We start from the raw sequence: 12,650 nt of genomic DNA on the forward strand, positions 1-12,650 counted from the left end.
TCTGGCTCATTCCGCCTGTGGCTTCGAAAGCGTCAAAATTTCAAAACCATTCTCCGTTACGGCAACCGTATGCTCAAAATGAGCACACATCGAGCCGTCTTCCGTTACGACCGTCCAATTGTCTTCAAGCGTGCGGACATATCGTTCACCGATGTTCACCATAGGTTCGATGCAAAGCACCATTCCTGGCTCAAGCTTCGGTCCGCGACCTGGCATGCCATAGTTCGGAATTTGTGGTTCCTCATGAAGCTTAGCTCCAATTCCATGACCAACAAACTCACGTACAACCGAGAAGCCAGCCGCTTCGACAACTTGCTGAACAGCATGGGATATCGTAAATAGCTTCTCATTCGGACGGATGAGATTCACTGCCGCATAAAGCGACTGTTCCGCTACATCCAGCAGCCTCTGTACTTCAGGCGTTACTGCGCCAACCGCGTAGGTCCATGCAGAGTCGCCATGATAGCCATTGTACTGCGCCCCGATATCAATACTAATAATATCGCCTTCGTTCAACTTCCGAGGTCCTGGAAAACCATGTACCAGCTCGTCATTTACAGAAGCGCAAATGCTGGCGGGAAAACCATTGTAACCTTTAAAAGAAGGCAAGGCTCCTTGACTGCGAATATAGTCTTCAGCTAGTTGATCAAGCTCAATGGTAGTAATACCCGGCTTCACCGACCTCGCCATCAACCGATGTGCATCCGCAACAATTCTGCCAGCTTCTCTCATATAGCGCAGCTCCGATTCGGATTTGCGTATAATCATTACAACGAACCTCGCAAGATGGAAGTAATGTCGGCTGTTACCGCATTAATTTCCTTCTCGCCATCGACTTCGCGAAGAAGACCTTTATCACTGTAATAATCAAGAAGTGGAGCAGTTTTGGAAATGTACTCATCAAGACGCGTTCCAACCTTCTCCTCCGTATCATCCGAGCGCTGATACAATTCGCCGCCGTCTTTATCACAGACGCCTTCTTGCTTCGGTGGATTGAACAGAATGTGATACGTCGTTCCGCATGTTTTGCAAATGCGTCTTCCAGTTAGGCGTGCCATGAGAAATCCACGATCAACCTTTAAATTAACGACATGGTTAATGCCTCGGTCAAGTTCCTTGAGCATGCCATCAAGCGCTTCGGCTTGTTGCAATGTCCGTGGAAAACCGTCCAGCAAAAACCCTTTATTGCAATCGTCTAATGCAAGACGTTCTTTTACGATACCGTTCGTAATCTCATCGGGTACAAGCAGTCCTTTATCGACATACTCTTTCGCTTTGAGACCGAGCGCAGTGCCTTCTTTCATAGCAAGGCGGAATGCATCGCCTGTCGAGATGTGTGGTATACCAAACTCGGAAACGATTCGTTCAGCTTGCGTTCCTTTACCGGCTCCCGGAGGGCCCATGAATAAAATGTTCATTCGTGTTCCTCACTTTAAACACAATAGGCTCATGCGGGTCCGTACCATCGAAAGCGACGTCACGGAAGCCCGAACAGAACCTATTGTTATTTATTGATAAACCCTTTGTAATGGCGTTTGATCAACTGAGTTTCGATTTGCTTCATCGTATCAAGCGCAACGCCGATAACGATTAGAAGCGAAGTTCCGCCAAGTTGCACCGTACGCGGCAATCCTGCAAGTGATCCGAAGAGCACTGGCATTATCGAGATAACCGCTAGGAAAAGCGCGCCCGTCAATGTAATACGCGACATAACGCGGGTCAGATAAGAAGAAGTTGGCTTGCCCGGGCGAATACCTGGGATATAACCACCGTTCTTTTTCATTTGATCCGCCATTTGTACCGGATTAATTTGAACGAAGGTATAGAAGAAGGTGAATCCGATAATCAACAGTACATACAAGACCATACCAAGCGGTTTGTCATAATACATATTATTGATAATCCAGTTAGCCCATACCGATCCATTCCAGAACTGAGCAATCGTAACCGGGAACATCAGAAGCGATACCGCGAAAATAACCGGAATAACACCTGCTCCGTTTACTTTCATTGGGATATGCGTCGATTGTCCGCCGTACATTTTTCTGCCCACTACACGTTTAGCGTATTGAACCGGAATTTTACGAATCCCTTGCTGAACAAAGATTACTCCGACGATGATGGCAATGATCACAATTAGGATCAGAACCATTTTACCAATATTCCAGAACAAAGCAGCTTCTTGACCAATAAATTGATCTTGCCAAATTGTACGGATGTGGCCTGGTATACCAGCAGCGATACCTGCAAAGATCAGGATCGAAATACCGTTACCAATACCACGCTCAGTAATTTGCTCGCCTAGCCACATCAAGAACGCAGTACCTGCAGTCAAGATGATAGCAACAACCAAATAATCAACGAAGGTCGCACCAGGAATCATCTCATTGCCATATTGGCGGTTGAAGCCGATTGCTGTTGCGAAACCCTGGACTAAACCAAGAATAACCGTGCCGTAACGTGTAATTTGCGCGAGCTTACGTTTGCCGTTCTCGCCTTCCTTCGCCCACTCTGCGAATTTAGGTATAACATCCATCGACAACAGCTGCACGATAATCGAAGCTGTAATATATGGCATAATCCCGATTGCAAAAATAGAGAATTTGAAAAGCGCTCCACCAGAAAACGTGTTAAGCAAGCCGAACAAATCTGCACCTGCGCGATCAACTTGTTTAAACACTTCTTTATTGATGCCCGGCACCGGAATGAAAGAACCAATCCGGTAGATGAGCAGGATGAAAAGCGTAAATAGAATGCGCGAGCGCAAATCCGCAACTTTCCAAATGTTGGACACGGTTTTGAACAATTAGATCACCTCGGTTTTACCGCCGGCAGCCTGGATTTTCTCTACCGCAGATTGAGAGAACTTACTTGCTTTTACAGTCAGTTGGACGTTGATTTCACCGTTACCCAAAATCTTAATGCCCGCTAGTGGATTTTTCACAATCCCTTGCTCAAGAAGAACTTCTGGAGTGACTTCGGTGCCTGCTGCAAAGCTGTTAAGCTCTTCAATGTTGATTATGGCATACTCTTTACGGAAACGGTTGTTAAATCCGCGTTTCGGTACACGACGGTACAATGGGTTTTGACCACCCTCGAAACCAGGACGAACACCGCCGCCGGAGCGAGCATTTTGACCTTTGTGACCACGTCCAGCTGTTTTACCGTTACCGGTACCAATACCGCGACCTTTACGTTTTGGCGTTTGCTTGGAACCTGGTGCTGGTGCGAGTTCATGCAATTTCATCGTTCTTGCACCTCCTTGTTTATTTCTTGGTATGAATGACTATCTTATACTTCTTCGACTTTAACCAAGTGGCTAACATGTTTAACCATGCCGCGAATAGCTACAGTATCGTTCAACTCAACGGTTTGACGGATTTTACGAAGTCCCAGCGATGCTACAGTAGCACGCTGTTTCTCGTTACGGCCGATCAAACTGCGAACGAGGGTGATTTGCAATTTTGCCATCGTATACCCCTCCTTAACCTAACAGCTCTTCGACAGTTTTACCACGAAGCTTCGCAACATCTTCAGCACGTTTCAAACGTGAAAGACCTTCGAGCGTTGCGTTAACCATGTTCATGGAGTTCGAAGAACCGAGGGATTTCGTCAAAATATCGCCAACGCCAGCAAGTTCAAGAACTGCACGAACTGGGCCACCAGCGATAACACCTGTACCTTCGGATGCCGGCTTCAGGAGAACTTCTCCAGCGCCGAAATGTCCTAGCACAAGGTGAGGAATTGTTGTACCAACGATTGGAACATGAATCAGGTTTTTCTTAGCATCTTCGATACCTTTGCGGATTGCATCAGGTACTTCGCCTGCTTTACCGATTCCTGCGCCAACATAGCCGTTGCCGTCGCCAACTACTACCAATGCACTAAAGCTGAAGCGGCGTCCGCCTTTAACAACTTTGGCAACACGGTTGATGTTGACAACTTTTTCAGTAAGTTCTAACGTATTCGGATCTATACGCAAGTCGTTTAACCTCCTTATAAGTAAAGTCGATTAGAATTCCAGACCAGCTTCGCGAGCTGCATCAGCAAGCGCCTGAATTCTTCCGTGATACAAGTAACCACCACGATCAAATACTACTTGGTTTACACCTTTCGCTTGAGCGCGTTTAGCAAGCAATTCGCCAACTTTACGAGCAGCTTCGACGCTGCCGCCGTTGCCGATAGCTTCAGTCAGCTCTTTGTCTTGTGTAGAAGCAGCAGCAAGTGTTACTCCTTGTACATCATCGATCAATTGAGCATACATATGCTTAGCGGAACGAAACACAGACAGACGTGGGCGTGCAACCGTTCCATTGATTTTTTTACGAACACGCAAGTGTCTTTTCAGACGTGCCTTGTTTTTATCGCCTTTCGTAATCATTCAAGGTTCACTCCTTTCCAATTCCTCATACCGCTATGTTAAGCAGCCATGTCAGACTGCTTATTTCTTCTTACCAGCTTTACCTTCTTTGCGAATAATGCGCTCGCCTTCATACTTGATACCTTTACCTTTATACGGTTCAGGCTCACGTACAGAACGGATTTTGGCAGCAAATGCGCCAACGAGTTCTTTATCGATTCCGCGAACAGTAATTTTCGTGTTCGCAGGAACGTCGAATTCGATTCCGCCTTCAGGAGCGATTTCCACTGGATGAGAGTAACCAACGTTAAGAACGATTTTCTCACCATTTTTGCTTGCACGATAACCTACGCCAACGAGTTCAAGATTTTTCGAGAATCCGTCAGTAACTCCGCTCACCATGTTAGCGATGATGCTGCGAGTAGTACCGTGCAAAGAGCGATGCAATTTATTGTCAGAAGGACGTTCAATGACGATCTCAGTTTCACTCACATTGACTTTCATATCTTTGTGAAATTCACGGGAAAGCGTTCCTTTAGGTCCTTTAACAGTAATAAGTGTGTTTTCCAAGTTGATTGTTACGCCGTTAGGCACTTGGATTGGCTTGCGACCAATACGGGACATCGTTACACCTCCAATCTTTGTGACTTGTTAATTACCAAACGTAGCAGACGACTTCGCCGCCAGCTTTGCCTTGACGTGCTTCTTTATCAGTCATAATCCCTTTGGACGTGGAAATAATAGCAATTCCCAGACCGCCCAGTACACGAGGGATCTCAGTAGATTTTGTATAAACGCGAAGTCCTGGTTTAGAAATACGTTTCAGACCAGTGATTACACGCTCTTGGCTCGGGCCGTATTTCAAGAAAATACGGATAATCCCTTGCTTGTTATCCTCGATATATTCAGCATCGCGGATGAAACCCTCACGCTTCAGAATTTCAGCGATTTCCTTCTTCACTTTCGAAGCGGGCATTTCAACGGTTTCATGACGAACAAGGTTCGCATTGCGAATGCGTGTCAGCATATCTGCAATCGGATCAGACATAACCATTTGTGTTAACCTCCTTCCCGAACTAGGCTTATTACCAGCTTGCTTTCTTAACGCCAGGGATCTGGCCTTTGTATGCTAACTCACGGAAACAAATCCGGCAAACTTTAAACTTTTGCAAAACAGAGTGCGGACGGCCACAACGTTCACAGCGCGTGTATGCACGCACTTTAAATTTCGGTGTACGCTGTTGCTTCACTTTCATCGAAGTTTTTGCCACTGGGTATTACACCTCCTAAAAGTGGATTACTTCGCAAACGGCATACCCAATTGGGTGAGCAATTCGCGAGATTCTTCGTCCGTTTTTGCCGTCGTCACGATGACGATATCCATACCACGAACTTTATCAACTTTATCGTATTCAATCTCCGGGAAGATCAATTGCTCTTTCAAACCCAGTGTGTAGTTACCGCGACCGTCAAATGCTTTTGAAGATACGCCGCGGAAGTCACGAACACGTGGGAGGGAGATGTTGAACAGCTTATCCAGGAAGTAATACATACGCTCGCCGCGCAGTGTTACTTTAACCCCGATTGGCATGTTCTCACGAAGTTTGAAGCCGGCAATGGACTTCTTCGCGCGAGTTACAACCGGTTTTTGACCGGTGATTTGACGAAGCTCATCAACAGCAACATCAAGTACTTTCGAGTTAGCAACAGCTTCGCCGACACCCATATTGATGACGACTTTCTCGATTTTAGGCACTTGCATAACTGTTGTATAGTTAAACTTCTGCATCAGAGCAGGAGTGATCTCGTTAAGAAAACGATCCTTCATTCTTGCAGCCATGATTCATGGTCCTCCTTCCTACAGTAACGTTAGTCGATTACTTCGCCGGAACGTTTTGCGATCCGAACTTTTTTGCCGTTATCAAGCACTTTATATCCAATGCGAGTTACTTTACCGCTCTTCGGATCAATGTGCATCACGTTCGATACGTGGATCGGCGCTTCTTGCTCGATGATACCGCCCTGCGGGTTAGCCTGCGATGGACGAGTATGCTTTTTAACCATATTGACGCCTTCTACAAGTACGCGGTTTTCACGCGGATATGCAGCGATTACACGGCCTTTTTTGCCTTTATCCTTACCGGAAATGACGATGACCGTATCATCTTTTTTAACGTGCAATTTATTGTTATGCGATTCAAGAATTTTTTTCAATCTTGGCATGAGTTACACCTCCTGCATGCTTGATGATCAAGCTATTGCAATCCCTTGGGGACTTTTATTAGATAACTTCTGGTGCAAGCGATACGATTTTCATGAAATCTTTATCGCGCAGCTCACGAGCAACTGGTCCAAAAATACGAGTACCACGTGGGCTCTTGTCTTCCTTAACGATTACAGCTGCATTTTCGTCAAATGCGATGTAGGAACCGTCTTTACGACGAACCGTACGCTTTGTACGAACGATAACTGCTTTAACAACATCACCTTTTTTGACAACGCCGCCTGGTGTTGCTTGTTTAACGGAACAAACGATTAAATCGCCGATAGCCGCTACGCGACGACCAGTTCCACCAAGTACACGGATACACATCAGTTCTTTAGCTCCTGAGTTGTCAGCGACACGCAAACGGGAAAATGGTTGAATCATGTCAACGTCCTCCTTTCGGACAAAACTAGATTACATTTTCAAACTTAAAGGACAATCGCTACTTCAACAATCTCCACGAGTCTGAAGCGTTTGTCTTTCGAAAGCGGACGAGTTTCCATAATTTTTACAACATCACCGATTTTAGCAGTGTTGTTCTCATCATGGGCTTTGAACTTTTTCGTGGATTTGATACGTTTATGGTACAGGCTGTGTTTTTTATATGTTTCAATAGCAACAACAACTGTTTTATCCATTTTGTCACTCACCACTTTACCGACTAACACTTTGCGGGCATTACGTTCGCTCATGTTCTTCCTCCTTCCTTAAACCTTGGCAATTTTTCCTTAGTTAAGGACTACTATTTAGCTGCTGATTCCGAGTTCTCTTTCACGCAAGATGGTTTTAGCACGAGCAATTTCTCTCCGTACGTCACGAATCCGTGTCGGATTGTCCAGTTGGCCAGTAGCCAATTGGAAACGAAGGTTAAATAGCTCCTCTTTAAAACCATTTACCTTTTGTTCGATCTCAGCAGAGGTTAGGTTACGAAATTCACTAGCCTTCATTTGCTTCACCACCTACTTCTTCGCGTTTCACGAACTTCGTTTTAACAGGCAGTTTGTGTGACGCAAGACGCATTGCTTCGCGAGCAACCTCTTCAGGCACTCCAGCAAGCTCAAACATAATTTTGCCTGGCTTAACGACAGCAACCCATTTCTCAACGTTACCTTTACCGCTACCCATACGAACCTCGAGAGGCTTTTGAGTGATTGGCTTAGCAGGGAAAATCTTGATCCATACTTTACCACCACGTTTGATGTAACGAGTCATAGCAATACGAGCCGATTCGATTTGACGGTTCGTAATCCATGACGGCTCAAGCGCTTGAAGACCGTATTCTCCGAAAGAAACTTCAGTACCGCCTTTAGCGCGACCTTTCATATGTCCGCGTTGTTGCTTGCGGTGTTTGACACGTTTAGGTACCAACATGATTAGTTGCCTCCTTCCTGGGGAGCTTTCTTCTTAACCGGAAGGACTTCGCCACGGTAGATCCAAACTTTTACACCGATACGACCATAAGTCGTATGCGCTTCAGCTGTACCATAATCGATATCAGCACGAAGGGTATGAAGTGGAACTGTACCTTCGCTATAGCCTTCTGAACGAGCAATTTCAGCACCACCGAGACGTCCGCTAACAGCGGTTTTGATCCCTTTAGCGCCAGCACGCATCGAACGTTGGATCGCTTGTTTCAAAGCACGACGGAAAGAAACACGACGCTCCAGCTGTTGTGCGATACTTTCTGCTACAAGAATAGCATCCATATCTGCTTGTTTAATTTCAGAAATATTGATGTGAACTTTTTTGCCTTTAGTGATTTTACCAAGCTCCGTGCGCAGGTTCTCCACTTCGGAACCGCCTTTACCGATAACCATACCCGGCTTAGCAGTTTGAATCGTCACGTTAACACGGTTAGCCGCGCGCTCGATTTCGATATGGGATACTGCCGCATCCTTAAGTTTGTTCTTTAGGTATTCACGAATTTTTACGTCTTCAATCAGAAGATCGCCGAAGTCTTTGCCTGCGTACCATTTGGATTCCCAATCACGGATAATCCCAACACGAAGACCGACCGGATTTACCTTTTGACCCACACGTTATCCCTCCTTATTTCTCAGATACCACCAAAGTGATGTGGCTGGTTCTTTTGTTGATTTTGCTTGCACGTCCCATTGCACGTGGGCGGAAACGTTTCATAGTTGGACCTTGGTTAACGAAAGCCTGGGAAATAACCAGCTTGTTAACGTCCAATTGATAGTTATGCTCAGCGTTAGCAATAGCAGAGTTCAGCAGCTTCTCCAAAATCGGGGAAGCAGATTTAGGCGTGTGACGCAGAATCGCGATTGCTTCGCCAACTTTCTTGCCGCGAATCAAATCCGCAACGAGTTGAGCTTTACGAGGAGCAATACGTACGAATCTCAAATGCGCTTTAGCTTCAGACATGTGTGAACCTCCTTTCAATCCATAAAGATCTTATAGGCAAAATTATCTTCTGCCCGTTTTCTTATCGTCATCATGACCTTTGTACGTACGAGTTGGTGCAAACTCACCGAGCTTGTGTCCAACCATATCTTCCGTTACCCATACTGGTACGTGCTTGCGGCCGTCATAAACGCCGAAAGTGTGGCCAATAAATTGCGGGAAAATTGTCGAGCGGCGGGACCAAGTTTTGATCACGACTTTTTTGTTTGATTCATTCAAATCCTCGACTTTTTTGAGCAGGTAGCCGTCAACAAACGGTCCTTTTTTCAAACTGCGACCCATGTGGAGTCCTCCCTTCGCGGAACATAACGTGACTTTATGTCACGCAGCTTCATTTAAGCAGTTATTACTTCGTACGACGACGAATAATATATTGGCTTGAAGCTTTTTTCTTCTTGCGAGTTTTGAAACCAAGTGTTGGTTTGCCCCAAGGAGACATTGGCGATTTACGACCGATAGGAGCGCGACCTTCACCACCACCGTGTGGGTGATCGTTAGGGTTCATTACTACGCCGCGGACTTCTGGACGTCTGTTCATCCAACGGGAACGGCCGGCTTTACCGATTTTCACGAGTTCGTGATCTTCGTTACCAACAGAACCGATTGTTGCACGGCAAGTTCTCAGAATACGACGAACTTCACCGGAAGAAAGACGGATCGAAACGTAAACTTCTTCTTTACCAAGAAGCTGAGCTTCAGTACCAGCAGCACGAACCAATTGTCCGCCTTTACCTGGTTGCAATTCAATGTTGTGGATAACCGAACCAACAGGAATGTTACCAAGTGGAAGAGTGTTACCTACTTTAATATCAGCAGTAGGACCGGACATTACTTGATCTCCAACTTTAAGACCTTTTGGAGCGATAATGTAGGCTTTCTCACCATCAGCGTAGTGGATCAGAGCAATGTTGGAAGTACGGTTCGGATCGTATTCGATCGTTGCCACTTTACCAGCAATTCCATCCTTAAGACGCTTGAAGTCGATAATCCGATATTTACGTTTGTGTCCGCCGCCTTGATGACGAACCGTAATTTTACCTTGGTTGTTACGACCAGCTTTTTTGAAAAGTGGTGCTAGCAACGATTTCTCCGGTGTGTCTGTTGTGATCTCTTCGAAAGTCGAGACCGACATACCACGACGTGCAGGAGAGGTCGGTTTATACTTTTTAATTGGCACTTGAATTTCCTCCTTTTCTAAACAGACGTTTCAAAGAACTCAAGTTCTTTGCTATCATCGCTCAGTTGAACGATTGCTTTTTTCCATTCGGATCTATAACCGCTATATTTACCATAGCGTTTAGGCTTACCAGCCACACGCATTGTGTTAACGCTAGTAACCTTAACTTTGAAAATTTGCTCAATAGCGTTTTTGATTTCCGTTTTGTTAGAGCGAAGATCAACTTCGAACACGTAACGTTTGGAAACCATGTATTCGCTAGTACGTTCTGTAATAACAGGACGTTTAATAATATCGCGAGGGTTTTTCATTACGCAAACACCTCCTGTACTTTCTCAACAGCATCTTTAGTGATGATGAGCTTGTCATATACAAGTACATCCAGAACATTAATGCCGTCAGCTGCAACGAATTTCACACCTGGGATGTTACGAGCAGACAATGCTACATTGTCATCATAGCTAGGCAAAACAACAAGCGCTTTACGAGCCACTTTCAGATTGTTCAGAATCGCTACGAATTCTTTCGTCTTAGGAGCCGAGAACGACAATTGATCAAGAACGATAATTTCGTTAGCGATCACCTTCGAAGATAGAGCCGATTTGATTGCCAAACGACGAACTTTCTTAGGAAGCTTGAATCCGTAAGAGCGTGGAGTCGGTCCAAATACTGTACCGCCGCCAACCCATTGCGGGGAGCGAATGCTACCTTGACGAGCACGGCCAGTTCCTTTTTGTTTCCAAGGCTTACGACCGCCACCACGTACTTCAGAGCGTCCTTTAGTTTTGTGAGTTCCTGCACGCTCAGCAGCTTGCTGAAGCGTAACAGCGCTGTGTAGAACGTGTTTGTTAGGCTCGATACCGAATACGCTATCTGCCAATTCAACTTCGCCTACTTGCGAACCGCTCACATTGTATAATGTTACTTTAGGCATTTATTGTTCCTCCTTTCTTCTAAGAATTTATTTCTTAACGGTAAGTTTAACTTTCACAAAACCGTTTTTAGGACCTGGAATAGAACCTTTAACTAGCAACACGTTACGCTCAGCGTCTACGCGGATAACTTCAAGCTTTTGGATCGTGATAGCTTCAGTACCCATGTGACCTGGAAGGCGTTTGCCTTTCGGTACGCGGTTCGCTTGAATCGAACCCATGGAACCTGGACCACGGTGGTAACGGGAACCGTGAGACATAGGACCCGTGCTTTGTCCCCAACGTTTAATAACGCCGGCAAAGCCTTTACCTTTAGAAATACCTGTTACGTCAACGAATTCGCCTTCTGCGAACAGGTCAGCTTTAACCACTTGACCTACTTCGTAGTCACCCAATTGAATGCCGCGAATTTCACGAACGTAGCGCTTAGGAGTAGCTCCCGCTTTTTTAGCGTGGCCAATTTCCGGCTTAATAGTTCTGCTTTCTTTCTTGTCGGCATAGCCGAGTTGAACAGCTTCGTAACCATCAGTTTCCTGGTCTTTCTTCTGCAAAACGACACATGGTCCAGCTTCGATAACCGTAACCGGAATTACGTTACCTTCAGCAGTAAACACTTGAGTCATTCCAAGTTTTTTACCTAAGATACCTTTCATGTTGACACCTCATTTCCCTTCTATATCACATATACTGGTGTTGCTTTTACAGTTTGATTTCGATATCTACACCGGATGGTAAATCCAGGCGCATCAACGCATCAACCGTTTGCGGCGTAGGGTTAACAATGTCGATCAAGCGTTTATGTGTACGCATTTCGAATTGCTCCCTGGAATCCTTGTACTTGTGCACCGCACGGAGAATGGTGATGATTTGCTTTTCCGTTGGAAGCGGAATCGGCCCGGAAACACTCGCTCCGGAACGTTTTGCAGTTTCCACAATTTTCTCTGCGGATTGATCAAGAATCCTGTGATCGTACGCTTTCAAGCGAATACGAATCTTTTGCTTTGCCATATAAGTCCCTCCTTCTATCGCCCAATTTATTATCGGACATACTCCATGAGAAAACCCGGCACATGCCCCATGGCAAAGGGGCCGGGTGTGTCGGCAACCTCTCACATCATCGCAACGTCACAGACCAACAGACATTATTATAACGAAATGAATAGGCAAATGCAAGCAGAACTTTGCTTTCATGCTAATTTCAATTAAATTAGCGGTCTTTCATCCTTTTATGAAGGAATATAGAGCCTCTGATGCTATTAGCTTCGACATTTTGCCAGCCCCATAAACAAAAAGAATACAGTACCTTCTATATATAATAGAAGAAACGCATCCGAATACCTTCATCTGACGGCAGCAAACCGCTAAAACAGCAGAAGATCGCACCTCTGTTCGTACATGGGCAAGCTTTCACCTATGACCCGACAGAAAAGCGATCTTCTATGCTTTATTAATCACGTATTGCTCCGATCAAACATCCACCCTATTCCTGTT

The 12,650-nt window shown here is 45.5% G+C and carries 24 protein-coding genes; all 24 read right to left on the reverse strand.

What is annotated here, in order from left to right; all coding sequences use genetic code 11:
* Nucleotides 1–6 precede the first annotated feature (6 nt).
* Entirely contained in the window at nt 7–768 is a 762-nt protein-coding gene (gene map / locus MHB80_RS26660; RefSeq protein WP_341279776.1) for a type I methionyl aminopeptidase, read from the reverse strand.
* Complete coding sequence (locus MHB80_RS26665; RefSeq protein ID WP_046234245.1) at nt 768–1,418, reverse strand: adenylate kinase; 651 nt, start codon at nt 1,416–1,418, stop codon at nt 768–770. The genes map and MHB80_RS26665 overlap by 1 nt, the downstream gene beginning before the upstream one ends.
* 86 nt (nt 1,419–1,504) lie before the next feature.
* On the reverse strand, nt 1,505–2,806 hold the full coding sequence (secY, locus tag MHB80_RS26670; RefSeq protein ID WP_341279777.1) for a preprotein translocase subunit SecY: 1,302 nt from the start codon (nt 2,804–2,806) through the stop codon (nt 1,505–1,507).
* Nucleotides 2,807–3,247 (reverse strand): 50S ribosomal protein L15, encoded by a 441-nt coding sequence (rplO, locus tag MHB80_RS26675; RefSeq protein WP_046234243.1) that lies wholly within the window; start codon nt 3,245–3,247, stop codon nt 2,807–2,809. It abuts the gene before it with no gap.
* 44 nt (nt 3,248–3,291) lie between these two features.
* Nucleotides 3,292–3,471 (reverse strand): 50S ribosomal protein L30, encoded by a 180-nt coding sequence (rpmD, locus tag MHB80_RS26680; protein WP_046234242.1) that lies wholly within the window; start codon nt 3,469–3,471, stop codon nt 3,292–3,294.
* Nucleotides 3,472–3,484: 13 nt separating this feature from the next.
* Nucleotides 3,485–3,982: a 30S ribosomal protein S5 gene (gene rpsE / locus MHB80_RS26685; RefSeq protein ID WP_046234241.1), complete on the reverse strand. Its 498-nt coding sequence runs from the start codon at nt 3,980–3,982 to the stop codon at nt 3,485–3,487.
* Nucleotides 3,983–4,012: 30 nt separating this feature from the next.
* Nucleotides 4,013–4,381, reverse strand: a complete 369-nt coding sequence (gene rplR, locus MHB80_RS26690; protein WP_046234240.1) for a 50S ribosomal protein L18 — start codon at nt 4,379–4,381, stop codon at nt 4,013–4,015.
* A gap of 60 nt (nt 4,382–4,441) precedes the next feature.
* A complete protein-coding gene (gene rplF / locus MHB80_RS26695) occupies nt 4,442–4,984 on the reverse strand; it encodes a 50S ribosomal protein L6 (RefSeq protein WP_341279778.1) in 543 nt (180 codons plus the stop codon).
* A gap of 31 nt (nt 4,985–5,015) precedes the next feature.
* The gene (gene rpsH / locus MHB80_RS26700) at nt 5,016–5,414 is read right to left on the reverse strand and encodes a 30S ribosomal protein S8 (protein WP_341279779.1); all 399 of its coding nucleotides are present in this window, start codon (nt 5,412–5,414) and stop codon (nt 5,016–5,018) included.
* Between the two features lie 31 nt (nt 5,415–5,445).
* Nucleotides 5,446–5,631 carry a type Z 30S ribosomal protein S14 gene (locus MHB80_RS26705; RefSeq protein WP_006037933.1) on the reverse strand — a complete coding sequence of 62 codons (186 nt, stop codon included), beginning with the start codon at nt 5,629–5,631 and terminating at the stop codon, nt 5,446–5,448.
* 26 nt (nt 5,632–5,657) lie between these two features.
* On the reverse strand, nt 5,658–6,200 hold the full coding sequence (gene rplE, locus MHB80_RS26710; protein WP_341279780.1) for a 50S ribosomal protein L5: 543 nt from the start codon (nt 6,198–6,200) through the stop codon (nt 5,658–5,660).
* A gap of 29 nt (nt 6,201–6,229) precedes the next feature.
* On the reverse strand, nt 6,230–6,583 hold the full coding sequence (rplX, locus tag MHB80_RS26715; protein WP_074905002.1) for a 50S ribosomal protein L24: 354 nt from the start codon (nt 6,581–6,583) through the stop codon (nt 6,230–6,232).
* A gap of 58 nt (nt 6,584–6,641) precedes the next feature.
* Complete coding sequence (gene rplN / locus MHB80_RS26720) at nt 6,642–7,010, reverse strand: 50S ribosomal protein L14 (protein ID WP_046234236.1); 369 nt, start codon at nt 7,008–7,010, stop codon at nt 6,642–6,644.
* Nucleotides 7,011–7,054: 44 nt separating this feature from the next.
* Nucleotides 7,055–7,318: a 30S ribosomal protein S17 gene (gene rpsQ, locus MHB80_RS26725; protein ID WP_341279781.1), complete on the reverse strand. Its 264-nt coding sequence runs from the start codon at nt 7,316–7,318 to the stop codon at nt 7,055–7,057.
* A gap of 54 nt (nt 7,319–7,372) precedes the next feature.
* The gene (rpmC, locus tag MHB80_RS26730) at nt 7,373–7,573 is read right to left on the reverse strand and encodes a 50S ribosomal protein L29 (protein WP_046234234.1); all 201 of its coding nucleotides are present in this window, start codon (nt 7,571–7,573) and stop codon (nt 7,373–7,375) included.
* On the reverse strand, nt 7,563–7,997 hold the full coding sequence (gene rplP / locus MHB80_RS26735) for a 50S ribosomal protein L16 (protein ID WP_046234233.1): 435 nt from the start codon (nt 7,995–7,997) through the stop codon (nt 7,563–7,565). The genes rpmC and rplP overlap by 11 nt, the downstream gene beginning before the upstream one ends.
* Nucleotides 7,998–7,999: 2 nt before the next feature.
* Nucleotides 8,000–8,662: a 30S ribosomal protein S3 gene (rpsC, locus tag MHB80_RS26740; RefSeq protein WP_046234232.1), complete on the reverse strand. Its 663-nt coding sequence runs from the start codon at nt 8,660–8,662 to the stop codon at nt 8,000–8,002.
* 13 nt (nt 8,663–8,675) lie between these two features.
* The gene (gene rplV, locus MHB80_RS26745; RefSeq protein WP_046234231.1) at nt 8,676–9,011 is read right to left on the reverse strand and encodes a 50S ribosomal protein L22; all 336 of its coding nucleotides are present in this window, start codon (nt 9,009–9,011) and stop codon (nt 8,676–8,678) included.
* Between the two features lie 42 nt (nt 9,012–9,053).
* Nucleotides 9,054–9,332 (reverse strand): 30S ribosomal protein S19, encoded by a 279-nt coding sequence (rpsS, locus tag MHB80_RS26750; protein ID WP_338553285.1) that lies wholly within the window; start codon nt 9,330–9,332, stop codon nt 9,054–9,056.
* 64 nt (nt 9,333–9,396) lie between these two features.
* Complete coding sequence (gene rplB, locus MHB80_RS26755; protein WP_341279782.1) at nt 9,397–10,227, reverse strand: 50S ribosomal protein L2; 831 nt, start codon at nt 10,225–10,227, stop codon at nt 9,397–9,399.
* 17 nt (nt 10,228–10,244) lie between these two features.
* A complete protein-coding gene (rplW, locus tag MHB80_RS26760) occupies nt 10,245–10,538 on the reverse strand; it encodes a 50S ribosomal protein L23 (RefSeq protein ID WP_046234228.1) in 294 nt (97 codons plus the stop codon).
* Nucleotides 10,538–11,161, reverse strand: coding sequence for a 50S ribosomal protein L4 (gene rplD / locus MHB80_RS26765; RefSeq protein WP_341279783.1), 624 nt, complete (start codon nt 11,159–11,161; stop codon nt 10,538–10,540). Before rplD ends, rplW begins: the two co-directional genes overlap by 1 nt.
* Before the next feature lie 27 nt (nt 11,162–11,188).
* A complete protein-coding gene (gene rplC, locus MHB80_RS26770) occupies nt 11,189–11,812 on the reverse strand; it encodes a 50S ribosomal protein L3 (RefSeq protein WP_341279784.1) in 624 nt (207 codons plus the stop codon).
* 46 nt (nt 11,813–11,858) lie between these two features.
* Nucleotides 11,859–12,167 (reverse strand): 30S ribosomal protein S10, encoded by a 309-nt coding sequence (gene rpsJ, locus MHB80_RS26775; protein ID WP_046234225.1) that lies wholly within the window; start codon nt 12,165–12,167, stop codon nt 11,859–11,861.
* Between the last annotated feature and the right edge of the window lie 483 nt (nt 12,168–12,650).

Origin of the sequence: Paenibacillus sp. FSL H8-0537 (assembly GCF_038051995.1) — a bacterium.
Taxonomy (GTDB): Bacteria; Bacillota; Bacilli; order Paenibacillales; family Paenibacillaceae; genus Pristimantibacillus.